Raw genomic sequence first — 17,552 nt, 5'->3', positions numbered from 1 at the left:
AAGCTCAGTAGAGCGCTACTGGGCTGGTTCCACCGCAGGTGACCGACGATTTTCATCGCGGAGGCTGACACCAGGACGTGGACGGAGGAACGACGTGGGTAACGCAAAGCTCGCCGGTTGCGGCGCCGCTACGACGATCCGCCCACACGCCACCGGCCACAAACGGGCTAAGGACGGCACCCTGCTGCGCGTCGACCGCGAAGGCTGCACCGGCTGGATCGCCACCCGCTACGACCTGAACTTGCGGGTGATTGCGCAGGTCAGGGGTTCAGACGAAGAAGTGCACCGCACGGTGGCCCGGTGGGCGCAGGGCTAGACGTGGACATGAGCCCATCGGCCATGCCGTGGGTGTTGTCAGCGAAGTCGACGGCTGCGTTGGCTGAGCAAGCTGCCCGGTTGCGGGCGTTCGTCGAGCAGCGCCCAGACGCGGATCCGAAGGATGTTGCCTACTCGTTGACCGCCACCAGGGCGTCGTTTGACCACCGCGCCGTAGTCGTCGGAGCCCACCGTGACGAGTTGATGAGTGGATTGGCTGCTCTCTCCTCTGGTACGCCCGCGCCGAATACGGTCACTGGAAAGGCTGCTGCCACAGGCGGAATCGTCTTCGTTTTTCCGGGTCAGGGATCGCTGTGGCCCGGGATGGCTGTCGAGTTGCTGGACTCCGCGCCGGCTTTCGACGCCCAAATGCGGCTATGCGACGCCGCTTTCGCCGAATTCGTTGACTGGTCCTTGCTCGAGACCGTACGAGGGGTCGGTCTCGTCAGCATGGACCGTGTCGACGTTGTGCAGCCCGTGCTGTTTGCGGTGATGGTGTCGTTGGCGGCGCAATGGCGAGCGCTGGGCATTCAGCCAGACGCCGTCCTCGGGTATTCGCATGGTGAGATCGCGGCGGCCTATGTCGCGGGTGCCTTGTCGTTGCGAGACGCGGCGAAGGTGGTGTGTCTGCGTAGCAGAGCGATCAGGGCAATCGCTGGAACCGGCGGTATGGTCTCGATCGCACGGCCTGTCGCGGAGGTGTTTGCGCTCATCGAGCCATGGACTCAGTTGATTTGCGTTGCCGCGCAGGATAGCCCGTCTCTAACTGTGGTGAGTGGCGACGCGACGGTATTGGACGAGCTGACGATCGTGTGCGAGCGCGAAGATGTGCCGGCCATGCGGATTCCCGTCAACTACGCCTCGCATTCGGCACATGTCGAGGCACTGCAGGAGCCATTGCGGGAGTTGCTTTCCGGGCTGCAGCCGCGGACCGGCGAGATCGAGTTCATATCGGCGGTCACCGGCGCCGGAATTGACCCGAGCATCCTGGACGGCGACTACTGGTTCGCCAATCTGCGCCAACCGGTGTTGTTCGAACAAGCCATTTGGTGGTCGTACGAACATGGTTACCGTACGTTCGTCGAATCGAGTCCGCATCCGGTGTTGGTTGCGGGTATCCACGAATCATTGCAGGACTGCCGCAACGACCACAGTGTGGTCGGAACGCTTCGGCGTAACGAAGGTGGGATGTCGCGGTTCTTATTGTCAGCCGCTGAGATGCACGTACACGGCACATCGCCCAACTGGCAGAGCATCTTCGACGATGCCGGCGCGTGCCGCATTGATTTACCCACTTAGGCCGAGGCTATTCTGTGCATTCGATCATCGCCTCGGCCCAGGTGATATGTCCTTCGAAGCCAAGCGATTCCGCCATTTCGCGGTAGCGATTCACCAAGTCCCGGTAGCCAACGTCGTCGCCGCGGGCGCGGGCAAGCAGTGCACGCAGCCGCAACAGCGTGATCTTGCGCATCGCCGGACCTTGATCGGCCCGCAGTTTCGTCAACCGGTCGATCTCAGCCTGCGCTTCGGCCAGATCGCCCTCGGCACCACGCTCGAGCAGCGCCTCCACCAGAAAGCCGGTGCCCAGAAGGCCAAGACCGAGCCGTTCTGCTTGGTGTAGCTCGTCTACGGCTTTCCGCATCACCGCTATGGCGGCATCGCGGTCGCCTTGCCCGGCCCTCTCTCGGGCGGTCCACGATTCGACGATCTGGAGCATCTGAAGGCCGACCCGCTTGCGTTGCCAGATATCGCGGGCCTGCGAAATCAGCTCCAGCCCGCGACGCCGGTCGGCCGCTGCGTCGCTCATCAGCAGCACGCCACCTAAACCGTACTTGGCCACGCTCAGTGCGGTGTCGTTGCCGGCCCTCTCGGCGGTCTGCACCGCCCCCTCGATCGCTTGCACCTTGAAGTCATCGGCTCGAAGGACCCCGTAGTGAATCGACCAACCATAGGTCCAGGCCACGACGGTCGCGAGGGTTGCCGGGTCGCTGTTTTGGGCCATATCGACGGCGTCTTGAAAGTCTTGGCGCCACCCAGGGCGGCCGAGCCAATATCGAGCGATGCCGCGCCATGTCAACGTGACCGCCAGAGGCGATCCGATACCGAAGTCCGCTCCCATGGCGGGATCACCGGCGGCCAGGTCGATGACGGTCTGCGACCACCGCAAGATTTTGTCGAATTCACCGCTATCGGCCCAGTTGAGGAGTACCACGATCGCCAACCCCACGGTCAAGGTGGGATCCCCGATCGATTCGAGCAGCGCCAACTGTTCGGAGACCAGCCGCGAGCCCTCGCGGGAGCGCCCGGCGTAGGCCAGCTCGCTGGCCAGCGCGGACATGCCGATGGCCAGCGAGACCTTGTCCCCGGCCGCGGTGCACAACTCCCGAAGCTCCGCGAAGCGGCTCCGGCGGTCCTGGACAAATCGGCCATGCCACTCGGTGGCACACAGCATGGTGCGGGGGGCGATGCGCATCGACAGCTGACCGGGGTCGTCGGCAGGCAGGGTGTCGGCGATGCGGCGTGCCCGCTCCCAACTGAGCCGGGCGGCGTCGAGATCGCGGATGGTCGACCACGCGGCGGCGCGCATGTGCCAGTCGTATGCCGCGTGCGGATCGCCCGCAGACTCGAGATGTTCGGCGATCAGCGCCGCGTTGTCCTCTACCGAGCCCGGCTCGCGTTGTTGGATCGCGGCGGCCAGGCGCCGGTGCCATTGGGCGCGATCGGATTTCAATTGTGATTCGTAGGCCACTGTGCGGATGAGCGGATGGTGAAAGGCGTACTCGGGCCTTGGAGTGAACCGCACCTGATCGATCAGTTCCGCGCGCAACAGGTCGTCGACCACCGGATCGATTCCCAGCGCGACCAGCAGCTCGGCTTCGAAGCGGGCACCGATCACCGAGGCCGCGGTCAAAGTGCGCTTGGCTGCGGGGGCCAGTCGGTCGATGCGCGCTTCAATGGCGGCCTGCACCGTGGCCGGCACACTCAACTCGGCAACATTCGCCTGGCAGACGTGGCTCCCGCGCGCACCGCTCAGCACTCCGCGCTGCACCAACTCGCGCACCATCTCTTCGGCGAAAAACGGGTTGCCCGCGGCCCGTTCTGCGATGATCGCCGCTAGCTCACTGACCGAGGGATCGGTGCCCAGGAGTTCGCTCATCAGTGCTGCAATATCCGAATCACCCAGTGGCCCAAGCGCTATCGTCTGGAAGCCGGGTGCTCGGGTCAGCGCTCCCCGGTACTCGGGGCGGGTGGTGATCAGCACCATCGACGGGGTGCGCGGGATGACGGTGAACAGATCGGCCAGCATGGACTCGCTGACCGCGTCGATCCAATGGGCGTCCTCGATGATGTAGAGCACCGGTCGGGTGCGCACCAGCGCCGCGGTATTGACCAATGCGCTCAACCGGCGCCGACGGGCATCCGGATCGATCGCCGGCAGCGGCACTTCAGGGTCGGCGACGCCGAGCAGGTCCTCTAGCAGCAGCAGATCTTGCGGGTCGGCATCGGGCATCGCAGCGTGCAACCGCGCGCGGGCGGCGGGACCGTCAAGGCCGGCCACGCCGCTGGCCGATCGCAGCACCTGCGCCACCACGCCGAAGGAGATGTCAACGGCATGCGACTCACAGAACGCCCAATACACCTCGACCCCGCGACCGGCGGCCAATGCCGCAACCTCGCGGGCCACCCGGCTTTTGCCGATGCCCGGCGGTCCCATGACCGTCACCGCACCGCCGCGACCGCCGACCGCGCGGTCCAGCATGGCCTCCAGGGCCGCCATCTCCCAGCGCCGCCCGACCAGGCTTGTCTCGGCGGGCCCGACCAGCCCCTCTCGCGGGCCGATCCGCACTAGCCGGCGCGCGCGCACCGGTTCGTCGGCGCCTTTGACGCGCACTGACTCCGGTTCGCCCAGCATCGCGAGGTGCTCGACCAGCTGTGCGGTCGACTCCGAGAGCATCACCGCACCGGGGGGAGCCGCCGATTCCATCCGCTGGGCAAACCCGACCGTCTCGCCGACGGCTCGGTACCCCAGCGAGCCCGAACCGAGCTCACCGGCGATCACCCGACCCGAATTCAGGCCCACCCGCAACCGCAGCGCCACCCCATCGTGGCGCTGGACTTCTTCCGCCAACCGGTTGGCCTCCTGCTGCATGGCCAGCGCGGCAAGGCACCCGCGAAAAGCATGATCCTCCAACGCAACCGGCGCGCCGAAGATGGCCATCAGCCCGTCGCCGGTGTACTCCACGCGCCCGCCGCCGTAGCGCTGCACCACCGATGCCAGGCGCTCCAGCATCTCGGTCATGATCTCGCGCAACCGCTCCACGTCCACGGCCGCGGCGATGTCCATCGACCGCACCATGTCGGCGAACAGCACCGTCACCTGCTTGTACTCGGCGGTGTCGGCAGAAGACGCAATCCGGGAACCGCACTCGTCACAGAACTTGGCTTTCTCCCGCAGCCCAGCCCCGCATGACCCGCATATCACGCCCGCCGTCATCCGAGCACCACCGATCCAGGGCCCCGACAATCTTGATTGCCCAGAATAGGGCTTTCACCAGCAAAGTACGGCGTTATTGGGCTCCGATGTAATGCGGTGCGGAGCGCATCACGGATGGGTCGGCCAATTGCCGAGCATCGTCTCGGCCCAGGCGATGTGTCCTTCGAAGCCAAGCCTTTCCGCCATCGCGCGGTACCGATTCACCAAGTCCCGGTGGGCAACGTCGTCGCCGCGGGCCTGGGCCGCCAGCGCGCGCAGCCGCAGCAGCCAGATGTCGCGCATCGCCAGATCGTCGTCGGCTGGAGCAGACGCTAACCGCTCGATCATGGCCTCGGCTTGCGCCACGTCGGACTCGGTCCCATTCTCGAGCAGCGTCTCCGCCAGAACGCCTATCGCAGGAATGGCGTAGCCCCACGCCAGCGGTTGTCTGTCGCTGACCCGGTCACCGACAGCGGCGCGCATGAGCGGTATGGCCTCGTGGCGATCTCCACGGCGGGCCTTCTCACGCGCCAAGTACGCGTTGACGAGCGGCAACTCGGACAACGAGTGTCCGCGGCGCCGGAACGCTTCGCTGGCCTCCGTGAGCAGCTTCCGTCCGCTGGAACGCTCCGCATCCGTCTGGCGGTGTACCAGCGCGTGGCCCAGCGTAACCCGGGCCCAGACCACCGCCAGGTCATCACCGGATCGTTCGGCAATTCCCAGCGCATCCTCGATCTCGCGCAGGGCCGAGTCGTGGGGCCTCAGCACGCCGAACGCAATTCCGGGGAAGTAGACGTAGGTGACCACCGTGGCGTAGGACAACGGGTCGGCGCTGCGGGCCATGCTCATGCCGTGCCGCAGGTCGTCTGGCCATCCTGGGCGACCCAGGCAATACCGGGCGGCAGCCCGTGTCACCAAGGCCAGCGCCAACGGAGAACCGATGATGAAGTTCCCTTTGGACGCATCTCCGTCGGCCAGCTCGATGGCCCGCTGGGACCATCGCAGCAAGACATCCCACTCGCCGCTTTGTGCTTTGGCATAGGTCACCGGAAACGACAGCCCGACCGTCAACGTCGCATCGCCGATCGACTCGACGAGGACCATGGCTTCCGACGCCAGTTGCGACGCCTCGCGGATCCGGCCCTTGAATGCGTGATCCAGCACCAGTCCGGCCATGCCGATGGCCAGTGACGCGTTGTCGCCGGCTGTGCTGCACAGCTCGCGCAATTCATCGAAGCGATCACCCGCCACATCCATCTGGATTCGCCAGGCGATCCCGCACAGCATGGTGCGCGGCGCGATGCGCATCGCTGTCCGGTCGGGATCCTCGGCGGGAAGCGCGTCGGCGATCGCTCGGGCGCGCTCCCAGCTTCGTCGCGACGCGACGATGTCGCGGTAAGTCGCCCAGTTGGCGGCGCGCATGTGCCACTGGTACGCGGCGCGCAGATCCCCGGCGGCCTCCAGGTGTTCGGCGATCAACGCGGCATTTTCATCCGCCGCCGCCGGGTCGTGTGATTCGATCGCGGACGCGACGTGCTGGTGCAGCCTGGCGCGGTCCGCTTTCAGTTGCGATTCGTAGGCAACCGCGCGGATCAGCGGATGCCGGAAGGCGTACTCGGCGCTTGGGGTGAACCGCACCTGATCGATCAGTTCCGCGCCGAGTAGCTCGTCGACCACCGCATCGACCCCCAGCCCGGCCAGCAGCTCGGCTTCGAAGCGGGCGCCTATCACCGACGCCGCGGTCAATGTCCGCTTGGCCGGGGCGCTGAGCCGGTCGATGCGGGCTTCGATGGTCGCCTGCACCGTGGCCGGCACGCTCACCTCGGCGACGTCGGTGTGACAGACATAGCTCCCCGCCGCGCCGCTCAGCACCCCGCGCTGGGCCAACTCGCGAACCATCTCCTCGGCGAAGAACGGGTTCCCGGCGGCTCGTTCGGCGATGATCGCGGCCAGTCCGCCCGCTGAGGGATCCGCACCCAGCAGCTCAGCGAGCAGCGCCACCGTCTCCGAGTCGCGCAGGGCGGTCAGCGCTATCGTCTGGGCGCCGGGCGCCCGCATCAACGGCCCTTGGTACTCGGGGCGGGCAGTGATCAACACCACCGACGCCGTGTGGGGAACGACGGTGAGGAAATCGGCGATCATCGCCTCGCTGACCGCATCGATCCACTGGGCATCTTCGACGATGAACAGCACCGGTTCGGTGCGCGCCAACGATGCGGCGTTGATCAGCGCGGTCAGCCGGCGTCGCCGCGCGTCGGGATCGATCTGGGGCAGTGCCACGTTCGGGTCGGCGATGCCCAGCAGATCATCAAGCAGCAGCAGGTCCTGCGGGTCGGCGTCGCGAAATTGATCCCGGACCCGCGTGCGGGCGGCTTGGCCGTCGAGGTCGGCGACACCGCTGCCTGCCCGTAGCAGTCGCGCGACCACGTGAAACGAGAGGTCGCGGGCGTGCGATTCGCAGAATGCCCACACCACCTGCACCCCGCGACCGGCTGCGGCGTTCGCGGCCTCGCGGGCCATCCGGGACTTGCCGATGCCCGGCGGTCCCACCACATGAACCACGCCACCGCGGCCCCCGACGGCGCGGTCGATTATGGCGTCGAGGGCAGCCATCTCCCAGCGCCGACCGATCAAGCTCGCCTCGGTGCGCCCGACCGGGGGATGGCGCGGGCCGATCCCCAGCAGTCGGCGGGCGCACACCGGCTCGTCGGCTCCCTTGATGCACACCCAATCCGGCTCAGCCAACATCACGCTGTGCTCGACCAGGCGGGCGGTCGATTCCGAAAGCATCACCCCACCAGGCGGGGCAACGGACTCTATCCGCTGCGCCATTCCCACCGGCTCACCGGTCGCCGCGTACCTCAGCGGCCCCGAACCGACCTCACCGGCGATCACCCGACCCGAGTTGAGGCCCACGCGCAGCCGCAGCGCCACGCCGTCGCGGCGGTGCACCTCGGTCGCCAACCGGTTCACCTCTTGCTGAATGCCAAGCGCGGCCAGACACGCCCGAAAAGCGTGATCCTCCAACGCCACCGGGGCACCGAAGATCGCCATCACGCCGTCGCCGGTGTATTCCACGGTTCCGCCGCCGTAGCGGCGGACCACCGCGGTCACCCGCTCCACGAGCTCGGTCATGATTTCGCGCAACCGCTCTACATCCAGGGCGGCCGCGATGTCCATCGAGCGCACTACGTCGGCGAACAGGACCGTCACCTGTTTGTACTCAGCGGTATCGGCAATAGCCGCGGTCGGGGCACCGCATCGGTCGCAGAACTTGGCCTCCGCGCGCAGACCGGTGCCGCACGATCCGCACGCCACGCCCGCCGCCATCCGAGCACCGCCGATCCAGGGTCTGAGCGCCCCGATTTGCTGACAATTCTGAGTGCCAAGAATAGTGGGCGTGAGCTGCGTCGGTATTTAGTTGCTGGGATACGACTTCGTCACGGGCCGCCGTTCTCGATCGCTGCGACTCGTGCGGCAGCGTCGGGCCCGCAATAGCGCTGTAGATCCACCCGGCCGGCGGCAAGCAGGCCATCGATGCGGCGTTTGAGGTCACCGGAGGCGAGGTGGGCATAGAGGTTTGCGCCCGGGCACGACGTCCGGGCCAGGTCCCGGTGCCCGGCCAGCGTGGCGCTCGTGACCCCGAAGGTCTGGGCGGCCCATGCGAACGCAGCAGCGGTGCTGTGAAGCTGTGCCTCCGACACGGTTTCTTGATCGAAGTCGCCTTCGCACAGGACCAAAAAATGGCCGGTGGTGTCGTAGTCCGTCGCGGTGTCGCCGGCAAGCTCGGTGCTCCGCAGCTCGTAGATGTTGCCATCACGGTCGACGCCGACGTGATATGCGATGTCGATCCAGCCCAGCTGGTCCTGGTGGTATCGCTGGTCCTGGCGCAACCGGCCTGGGGCATTACGGTTTTCGCCGAGGACCACGGCCTCGTGGTGGAGAGTCAAACGGGTGATGGTGTGGCGCCTTCCCCCGGGGCGGGCGGGGCGCGCGCCCCATGCATCCCGGCACAGCAGTAGCGGTGAACCGGTGCTCGGGGCAAGCGGGGGCGGTGTGACGGGTGCTGCCGGTCTGGTCGTCAGGCCGACGGGAGACGCTGAGACACGGTCCGTTCGCGGTGTGGTCGCGGTCGAGCAGGCGCTGACCATTGACGCCAAACCGACGCTGCCCGCCAGGCGCAGCAGCTGACGACGGTTGACGCAATCCGGGCAGTGGTCGGGCCGTTCGGGGCCAGGCGCATCCATGGCCTCACGATACGGACGTAGTTTTCCGTCGCGAGGCGAAGTCCTCAAATCTGCTTTATGCCACCATTTCTCGAGCGTCTGCAGACCTCAGCGCTAGCTTGGGGATGACACCCGGCAGACCCCTCCTCAGCCGGGTGCCAGCACACCCTTGGGCGAGCACCGATAGGTCCCGGCACGCACATTGAGAGGTTCTCAACAGATCCTTGAGAAATTCTTGCGTCGGCGTGCCCGGGCACCGGACCAGCAGAGTTGGGCGCGGACTTTCTCTAGCGTGGACGAACGTGGAAGACGAACTCGTGGTGCCCGATCCGGATACGGTCGCCGTCGGAGAGGTCCGCGCTGGCGGCGATCCGCTGGCCCCGCACCTCGACGCCGTTGGCCGATCGCAGATCGATAATCATGAACTTCGTTCCGGTGTCGATGATTACGGCGTGGTGGCGGCTGATTTCCTGGTCGCCCAGGACGATGTCGTTGTCCGCGAGACGCCCGATCCGGGTGTCCGCCGATTCCAGGGGGTAGCGGCGTCCGGCGGTGTCGCACAGCTCTGCCACCGCATCTTGACGGGGCTGCGCCATGGGCACTGCGGAGGTGGCAATGGTCTTCACGGCGCTGGTTTGTGCGGCTCGTTTGGTGTCTAAAGGTTCTTGGCGCAGGATCCGTTCATACAAGGCATTGACCGCGGGATTGGGGTCGATGCCCAATTCGTCGGCCAGCGTCGCTTTTAGTCGCTGGTAGGCGTCCAGAGCGTCGGATTGGCGTTTGGCGTCGTAATAAGCGGTGATCAGCTGCTGCCACAGCGGTTCACGGTAAGGGTTCTCGGTGGTGAGTTTTTCGAGCTCACCGATAATGCCGTAGGCGCGTCCGCATGCGATTTCAGCTTCGGCGAAGGCGGTGTACGCGAGCAGTTTGTCTTCGGTCAGCGCGGGGGTCCATCGCTCGACGAAAGCAAAATCACGCAGGTCTTCGAGGACCGGCCCGCGCCATTCGGCCAGCGCGTCCGCCAGATGGCGGCTGGCCTGTTCGAATCGTCCCGCAGCGGCCGCGTTTACTCCCGCGGTCTTTGCGGCGATGAAACGCCCCAGATCGCAATCAGGATCTGCGATGTTGAGTCGATACCCCGGCGGTGCGCTGGCCAGCAGGCTGCGCCCGTCGTACCCGGCGCTGCACAAAACTCGGCGCAGGTTGGATACATAGGACTGGATGGTTGCGCGCGCTGCCGGTATCGGCGATTCGTCCCACACGGCATCGATCAATTCCTCGACACCAACAGGTCGATTGCGGTTCAGCACGAGCATGGCGAGCACCGCGCGCTGTTTCGGGGCGCCCAACGCCACGGGGGTGCCGTTCGCGCTCAGCTGCAGCGGTCCCAAAACGCCGAAGTCCAGACCGGACTCCCCCATTGCGTTACCAGCCTTTCAGTCCAACCGGGGGGCTCGGGTTCTCCCATTCTGCTGCGCCCCGCGTCCACTTCGGGCTCGATCGCAAAATTCCGAACGAGCGGCGCAAATAACTGCACCGGGTCGCATATTCATATCCAACCAACTGTTATTGCCAGCAGGTTCCCGAAATTGTCTTCGGTGTCGGTAGGCGATCGCATACTTGATGGCCTGAAGGTTTTCGACCGTCGCATGCTGAGGGGTGATCGCGTAGTGAACGAGCCGGCTGATGGCCCGCTGGGGCCGCGGGCGGGTTCACGGTTCGGCCACTATCTGCTTAGGCGGCTGCTGGGCAGCGGCGGGTTTGGCGACGTGTATGAGGCTGAAGACACCGTGATGGACCGCCTGGTCGCTTTGAAATTGATCACGGCTCCGTATTCGCGAAACGAGGTGTTCAGAGAGCGGCTGTTCCGGGAGGCCCGGCATGCCGGACGGTTGCACGACCCGCACGTTGTGCCCATCCATCACTGCGGGGAAATCGACGGTCAGCTCTACATCGACATGCGCCTGGTCGAGGGCACCGACCTTCAGGATGTGCTGGCCAACGAGGGACCGCTGAGCCCGCCCCGGGCGGTGGCGATCGTGCGCCAGGTCGCGGCCGCTCTCGATGCCGCCCACAACGCCCAGATGGTGCACCGCGACGTCAAACCGGCCAACATCCTGCTCACCGCGGATGACTTCGCTTGCCTGGTGGATTTCGGGCTCGCCAATGCCGCTAATGACGCCAGCCTTACCAGCTCTGGTACCACGATGGGCACGTTTGCCTACATGGCTCCTGAGCGTCTCAGCCACGCCGAGGTGAGTCACAGCACCGATATCTACGCCCTTGCGTGTGTGCTGTATGAATGCCTGACCGGCTGCCCGCCATACGCGACCGGGGATCTGCCCGCGCTGATCACCGCGCATCTGACGGCGCCGATCCCGCGCCCGTGCCAACGACGACCACACATCCCGGAGGGTTTTGACGAGGTCATCGCGCGGGGGATGGCCAAAAAGCCGGCTGATCGCTACGCCAGCGCCCGCGAGCTGGCCGTTGCCGCCCAGCGCGCACTCACTGCTTCGGGCCGAAATCTCGCAGACACGATCCCGGCCAGCACGCCAACTGTGGATCGTCCGTTGCCATCCCAGGAGGTGCTCCCATTCACCGCCCTGATCAATCCCTCGGGGGTTGCGGTGGACGTCGCCGGCGACGTCTACGTCGCCGACTTCAGTAACGTGCGGGTGCTCAGATTGCCCGCAGGTTCGAATACGCAGGTCGAGCTGCCGTTCACCGGTCTGACTGGTCCGGCGAGTCTCACGGTGGACATCGACCGCCATGTCTACCTCACCGACTACAGCAACCGGGTGCTGAAACTGCCGGCGGGCTCGACCGAACCGGTCGACCTGCCGTTCACCGGCCTGGTCTTGCCGCTAGGCGTGGCAATCGACGCGGCCGGCAACGTCTACATCGCCGACGCCACCAACAACCGGGTTTTGCAACTGGCCGCGAACTCGGACACCCCGACTGAGCTGCCATTTACCGGCCTACGCTTTCCCAACGCGGTGGCAGTGGACGTTGCCGGCGATGTCTACGTCACCGACTCCACGAACAACCGCGTGCTCAAACTGATTACCGCATCGAACACCCAGGTCGAGCTCCCGTTCACCGGGCTGAACAACCCCTATGGTGTGGCCGCGGACATTGCCGGCAACGTCTACGTCGCCGACAACCTCAACGCCCGAGTGCTCAAACTTCCGGCGGGGTCGAGCAGCCAGGTCGAGTTACCGTTTACCGGCCTCAAGGGTCCTGTCGGTGTGGCCTTGGACCACGCGTGCAGTGTCTACGTCACCGACTTCATTGATAATCGGGTGCTCAAGCTGCCGGCGGAGTAATGCTTGACAAGACGCAGATGACGATTGAGGTGACGAGTGCTTGCTCGAAAGCCTGACCGGCGGCTGGTCTTTTCGCGGCGCGAAGTCCTCAAATCTGCCTTGTTGTCGCCAATTCTTGCGGGCTCGGGAACGCTGGCCGCCGTGTTCGACGCCCCGCGGGCTTTTGCCGCAAACGGCAAGCTGATCGATTTCACCGAACGACTGGTCCCGGCCGATCAGATCAAGGCCGCGGGTTACGACGGCGCAGTGGTCTTTGTATCCGAGTCCCGGCCGGATGCAAATTTCGATTTCAAGCCGGTCACCCGTCAGTACGCGGATGAGCTACGCACGGCCGGACTTCAGATTGTCAGTAACTTCCAATACGGCAAGCCTGGTTGGCCGGATCCATCGGATTTCACCCGCGGCCGTGACGGCGGCCTCGCAGACGCTCAGACGGCTCAACGACTACACGCTGCGGCCGGAGGTGGCGCTTCGGCGCCGATCTTCTTCAGTGTCGATGAGGACATCGACCTCAAAACATGGAAAAGCGTTGCGGTCGAGTGGTTTCGAGGCATCAATTCGGTGCTTGGTGTTGATCGCACCGGTATCTATGGGCATTCACGGGCGTGTGGGTGGGCAATCGAAGACGGCGTTATCGGGCGCTCCACTACTGCAGGCCACTGGTGGGCGTGGCAGACAGCGGCGTGGTCACACGGTGAGCGCGAATCCCGGGCGGTGCTCTATCAGGCGGTGGTCAACACCCCGTCGAGCCCGGGTCCTCTGCTGGGCGGCATTCACGTGGACGTCGACGATGTGCTTGCAGCCGATTTCGGGCAGTGGGACCGTCATTAGTGTCAGTCAGATTGATCGCCATCGCACTAGTGGTTGCGGGTGTCGCCATGACGGCCGGAATTGAACCGCGCGCATCAGCGGCGCCGAATATCGCTGGAACGACGGTCTTTTTAGATGCGGGCCACAACGGTGTGGCCGACTCGTCGTTGACACGGCAGGTCCCGAACGGGCGCGGTGGCACGAAAGAGTGCAACACCAGTGGCACCGCGACCGACGGCGGCTATGCCGAGCATGCCTTCAATTGGGATGTCGCGCTGCGTGTCCGCGACGCGCTCAGCCAGATGGGTGTGCGTACTCAAATGTCCCGGGATGGCGACAATTCCGTGGGGCCCTGCGTCGATCAGCGGGCTGCGTTGGCGAACGCGATGCACCCGGACGCGATTGTCAGTATCCACGCCGACGCGGGACCGCCAACCGGCCGCGGATTCCACGTGAACTACTCCAGTCCGCCGCTCAACGACGTGCAGGCCGGGCCCGCCGTGCAGTTGGCGGAAACCATGCGTGATTCGCTGGCCGCGGCCGACCTGCAGCCATCGACCTATGTTGGGTCGAACGGTCTGTATGGCCGCGCCGACCTTGCCGGACTGAATCTAGCCGAATACCCGGCGGTCTTAGTCGAGCTCGGCAACATGAAGAACGCCGACGAGGCCGCTCAAATGGGCAGTCCCGAAGGGCGCGCGAAATTCGCGGCGGCGGTGGCTCAGGGGATAGTGGCTTACTTGAGCCTCAAGGCGCCTGCAAGTTAGCAGAGCGACTCAGAAGAAACTAGCGAGTCTCGCTCCAGTTGGAAAGTGCCTATTTGCTCTCTATCGCACAAGCATCTGAGCGACCATGTTGAGAACCGTTGGTGTCGAGAGCAAAGGTGGAGCACGTGGTCATCGCCCTTATTGTCGTCGGCGTAATCGTCGCGATCCTCGTGATAGTTGCGCTGAGCGTCTACAACGGATTGGTCCGTTCGCGGAACGGCTACAAGAACGCGTTCGCGCAGATCGACGTTCAGCTGACCCGGCGGCACGACCTGATCCCGAACCTCGTCGAAACCGCCAAGGCCTACCTGGCGCACGAGCGCGGCACGCTCGAAGCGATCATCCAAGCGCGCAACTCCGCCATTTCTGCACAGGCGGCAGCCACCGCCAAGCCGGGCGATCCCGATGCGATGGGTCAGCTGGCAGCCTCCGAGGGCGCGCTAAGTGGAGCGCTCGGCAGGCTGTTCGCGTTGAGCGAGGCGTATCCCGACCTCAAAGCCAACCAGAACATGATGCAGCTTTCGGAGGAACTGACCTCGACGGAGAACCGCGTCGCGTTCGCCCGCCAGGCCTACAACGACGCGGTCATGAGTTACAACAACAAGCGCGAAGTGTTCCCGGCTGCCCTGTTCGCGGGCATGTTCGGCTTCACCGCGGCAGCACCGCTGGAGGCGACCGGTCCGGAGGTGCGTGAAGTCCTGCACGTTGAGTTCTGATTAGGCGATGGACTTCTTCGAGCGTCAGCGGCAGGTGCGCGGCGCATCGAAAAGGTTGGTATTGCTATTCATCTTGGCAGTACTGGGAATCACCGCGATGGTGGATCTCGCTGTCCTCGCAGGAATCATGTACGGGGGCCGGGCCACGCCGGAGCGGTTGGTCGGCGTCTTGCTCTTCGTGAGCGCCGCTGTGCTGCTGATGATTGGCACAGTGTCGATTGTCAAGACGCTGTCGCTGCGTCGTGGGGGCGGGACCAAGGTTGCCGAAAGCCTGGGTGCAGTGCGGGTGCCGGACATGCCGACAGATCCAAATCTCAAGCGGTACCGCAACGTCGTCGAAGAAATCGCCATCGCATCGAGCACACCAGTGCCCGTGCTCTATTACCTGCCACAGGAGAGCGGGATCAACGCGTTCGCCGCCGGGTACACGCCGGCCGATGCGGCGGTGTGCGTCACCCAAGGCTCGCTGGACCGGCTCAACCGTGACGAGCTCCAGGGTGTGATCGCACACGAGTTCAGCCACATCGTCAATGGCGATATGCGGTTGAGCCTGAGGCTCATCGGCGTGTTGGCCGGCATCACCGCGTTGTCGGTTGTCGGTCGCATGCTGTGGTATTCGGACAGCGGGCGCGGTCGAGGCCGCGACAACGCCCTGCCGCTGTGGGTCTTGGGGTTGGTTGTTCTAGTGGCCGGCTGGATCGGGGTCTTCTTCGGCCGGTTGATCAAAGCGGCTGTCAGTCGTCAACGGGAATATCTCGCGGACGTGTCCGCGGTCCAATACACCCGGCAGACAAGCGGATTGGCAGGAGCGCTGAAGAAAATCGGCGGACTCGAGGCCGGCTCGCGCTTGCGCACCCCGAAAGCCGAAAACGTCAGCCACATGCTGTTCGGTGAGGGCATGACCTTGTCGTCGCTCTACGCGACTCACCCACCTCTGATCAAACGCATTCAGGCGCTCGAACCCGGCTTCACGCCAAGCAACCTCGATGAGCTGCGGCAGCGCTGGTCGCATCAGCCGCCGGACGGCCTGCAAGAGGATCAGCGGATGGGCTTGGCCGAACAGCCGGTAGAGCGAGCTGCTCCGCGCCGCGTCGACACCCGCGAATACGCAGCGGCCGTTGGTAATCCGACCGCCGCGTCGTATCACGCGGGAATCCGCATGCACAAAGCCATCCCGCAGCGAATTGCCGACCTTGCGCACAATCCCGCCACCGCGGTTCCACTGATCTACGGCCTCGTCTTCGATCGCAAGGAAAATGTCCGGCGGGCGCAGTATCAGATCGTGGCCCGGTATCACGGCAAACAACTCGCCGACGAGTCATGGCGGTGCGGTGGGGAATTGGTGCGCTTAGACCCGAGCCTGCGTCTGCCCGTCGCGTCGATCGCGTTCCCGGCTCTGCGCAACCGTGCCGAGGGCGACACCCAGCTGATGACTACCGTGCTCGGCGAACTCATCAACGCCGACGGTCAGATCGACCTCTTTGAATACTGCCTTGGCACATTGGTTTTCGTCGGCTTGCACGAGGCGTTGACATCGGCTTCGCCGTGGAAGAGCAAGCGGCAAAGCCTGGCCAGCGCCCAAAACGCAGTCGCCTGTCTGATCGCTTTGCTCGCGCAGGCCGGCAACAGCGATCCCCGGGCCGCTTCCGCGGCATTTCAGGCTGGGATCTCAGTGGCCTACCCGCACGCGCGGATCGCGTTCATGCCGGTTCGCGACGTGTTCGAGCTCGAACGCGTGTGGCCGGTGATCGACGGGCTCGAGGGCGACGACAAGGCCGCGCTGGTGCACGCCGTCATGGCGACCGTCATGGCCGACCGGACCGTCACTCAAGAGGAAGCCGAGCTGGTCCGCACCGTGTGCGCTGTGCTGCACTGCCCGGTTCCGCCGGCGATCTGAGCCTCTTATGGCACCAGGACAACCTTGCCGACGTTTTCTCGCGCAGCGAGGATGCGATGCGCCTCCGGCGCATCCGCGAACGGCACCGCCGCATGAACTATCGGGGATGCCGTGCCGTCGGCCAGTGCCGTTGATAGTGGTCCCACCCAAGGCTCGATCGTGCCGCGGTCGTCCCACAGGCGCAGCATGTTGAGGCCGATCACCGTCTTGGAATCGCTTAGCTGGTTGACCAGGTTGAACCCGCGGATCATGGCCAATAGCTGGGGCGCCGCCCGGCGCAGTGACCGCTTCTCTCCCTGCTGCAGCGACGAAAGACCATAGGCCACAAGGCGTCCGCCTGGGCGCAACAAGTTGTAAGACCGTCGCAACGACGTGCCGCCGAGCGGGTCCAGCACGATGTCATACGGCTCCAAGCCGTCCCACCAGCCCTTGCGCCGGTAGTCGATGGGGCGATCGACGCCTAACTCGGTGAGCTTGCTGTGCTTGCCCGGTGATGCGGTGCCGTGCACGATCGCGCCGGCCTTTTTGGCCAGCTGGATGGCCGCGATACCGACGCCGCCGGCGGCCGCGTGCACCAGCACGCGTTCGCCGGCACGCAGCGAACCGTAACCGTGCAGCGCGGCCCACGCTGTCGCATAGTTGACCGGGATCGCGGCGCCCTGCTCGAAACTCATCGACTCGGGAAGCGCGATGGTGTCGGCCGCGGAAGCGTTGACGATCTCGGCGTAACCACCGAAACGGGTTCCGGCCAATACCCGCTCGCCGATGCGTGCCGGGTCCACACCGTCGCCGACGGCCTCGATGGTCCCGGCCACCTCATAACCGACCACGCACGGCAGCTTCGGCGCGTCGGGGTAGAGCCCGACACGGGCCAGGTGGTCGGCGAAGTTCACCCCGGCCGCACGCACCGCAATGCGTACTTGGCCGGCCGAAGGCGACGGCGGGTCCGGACGATCCTGCACCGTCAGCACCGATGGTGGGCCGTGTTTAGTGATGACGACTGCCCGCATAGCTCCTC

Annotated in this window: 12 protein-coding genes; 7 read left to right on the top strand and 5 right to left on the bottom strand. The window is 65.2% G+C overall.

Going from position 1 to position 17,552, the window contains the following annotated elements; all coding sequences use genetic code 11:
- Nucleotides 1-94 precede the first annotated feature (94 nt).
- Entirely contained in the window at nt 95-316 is a 222-nt protein-coding gene (locus tag MSP7336_RS22275; RefSeq protein WP_069397681.1) for a hypothetical protein, read from the top strand.
- The gene (locus tag MSP7336_RS22270) at nt 301-1,614 is read left to right on the top strand and encodes an acyltransferase domain-containing protein (protein WP_139819718.1); all 1,314 of its coding nucleotides are present in this window, start codon (nt 301-303) and stop codon (nt 1,612-1,614) included. The genes MSP7336_RS22275 and MSP7336_RS22270 overlap by 16 nt, the downstream gene beginning before the upstream one ends.
- Before the next feature lie 7 nt (nt 1,615-1,621).
- On the opposite strand, the gene MSP7336_RS22265 is transcribed toward MSP7336_RS22270, so the two are convergent.
- From MSP7336_RS22265 to MSP7336_RS22250, 4 genes are all read right to left on the bottom strand, one after another.
- Nucleotides 1,622-4,810, bottom strand: coding sequence for an adenylate/guanylate cyclase domain-containing protein (locus tag MSP7336_RS22265; protein WP_113964631.1), 3,189 nt, complete (start codon nt 4,808-4,810; stop codon nt 1,622-1,624).
- A 108-nt stretch (nt 4,811-4,918) separates the two neighbouring features.
- Nucleotides 4,919-8,119, bottom strand: a complete 3,201-nt coding sequence (locus tag MSP7336_RS22260; RefSeq protein ID WP_113964630.1) for an AAA family ATPase — start codon at nt 8,117-8,119, stop codon at nt 4,919-4,921.
- 110 nt (nt 8,120-8,229) lie between these two features.
- On the bottom strand, nt 8,230-8,805 hold the full coding sequence (locus tag MSP7336_RS22255; protein WP_280524372.1) for an N-acetylmuramoyl-L-alanine amidase: 576 nt from the start codon (nt 8,803-8,805) through the stop codon (nt 8,230-8,232).
- Nucleotides 8,806-9,302: 497 nt separating this feature from the next.
- Nucleotides 9,303-10,436 (bottom strand): BTAD domain-containing putative transcriptional regulator, encoded by a 1,134-nt coding sequence (locus MSP7336_RS22250; protein WP_113964629.1) that lies wholly within the window; start codon nt 10,434-10,436, stop codon nt 9,303-9,305.
- 249 nt (nt 10,437-10,685) lie between these two features.
- Between MSP7336_RS22250 and MSP7336_RS22245 the strand changes: the two genes are divergently transcribed.
- From MSP7336_RS22245 to MSP7336_RS22225, 5 genes are all read left to right on the top strand, one after another.
- Nucleotides 10,686-12,344, top strand: a complete 1,659-nt coding sequence (locus MSP7336_RS22245) for a serine/threonine-protein kinase PknD (protein WP_244917505.1) — start codon at nt 10,686-10,688, stop codon at nt 12,342-12,344.
- Nucleotides 12,345-12,380: 36 nt separating this feature from the next.
- Entirely contained in the window at nt 12,381-13,175 is a 795-nt protein-coding gene (locus MSP7336_RS22240; RefSeq protein WP_113964628.1) for a DUF1906 domain-containing protein, read from the top strand.
- A 47-nt stretch (nt 13,176-13,222) separates the two neighbouring features.
- On the top strand, nt 13,223-13,921 hold the full coding sequence (locus MSP7336_RS22235) for an Rv3717 family N-acetylmuramoyl-L-alanine amidase (protein WP_113965200.1): 699 nt from the start codon (nt 13,223-13,225) through the stop codon (nt 13,919-13,921).
- Between the two features lie 125 nt (nt 13,922-14,046).
- On the top strand, nt 14,047-14,637 hold the full coding sequence (locus MSP7336_RS22230; protein WP_220178580.1) for a LemA family protein: 591 nt from the start codon (nt 14,047-14,049) through the stop codon (nt 14,635-14,637).
- Nucleotides 14,638-14,644: 7 nt separating this feature from the next.
- Nucleotides 14,645-16,534, top strand: a complete 1,890-nt coding sequence (locus MSP7336_RS22225) for a M48 family metallopeptidase (protein ID WP_113964627.1) — start codon at nt 14,645-14,647, stop codon at nt 16,532-16,534.
- Between the two features lie 5 nt (nt 16,535-16,539).
- On the opposite strand, the gene MSP7336_RS22220 is transcribed toward MSP7336_RS22225, so the two are convergent.
- Entirely contained in the window at nt 16,540-17,544 is a 1,005-nt protein-coding gene (locus MSP7336_RS22220; protein ID WP_113964626.1) for a synaptic vesicle VAT-1 family membrane protein, read from the bottom strand.
- Nucleotides 17,545-17,552: the final 8 nt, after the last annotated feature.

This window comes from Mycobacterium shimoidei (assembly GCF_900417275.1).
GTDB lineage: Bacteria > Actinomycetota > Actinomycetes > Mycobacteriales > Mycobacteriaceae > Mycobacterium > Mycobacterium shimoidei.
The sequence above is the reverse complement of the archived record's forward strand: the minus strand, read 5'-3'. Positions and strand labels throughout refer to the sequence as shown.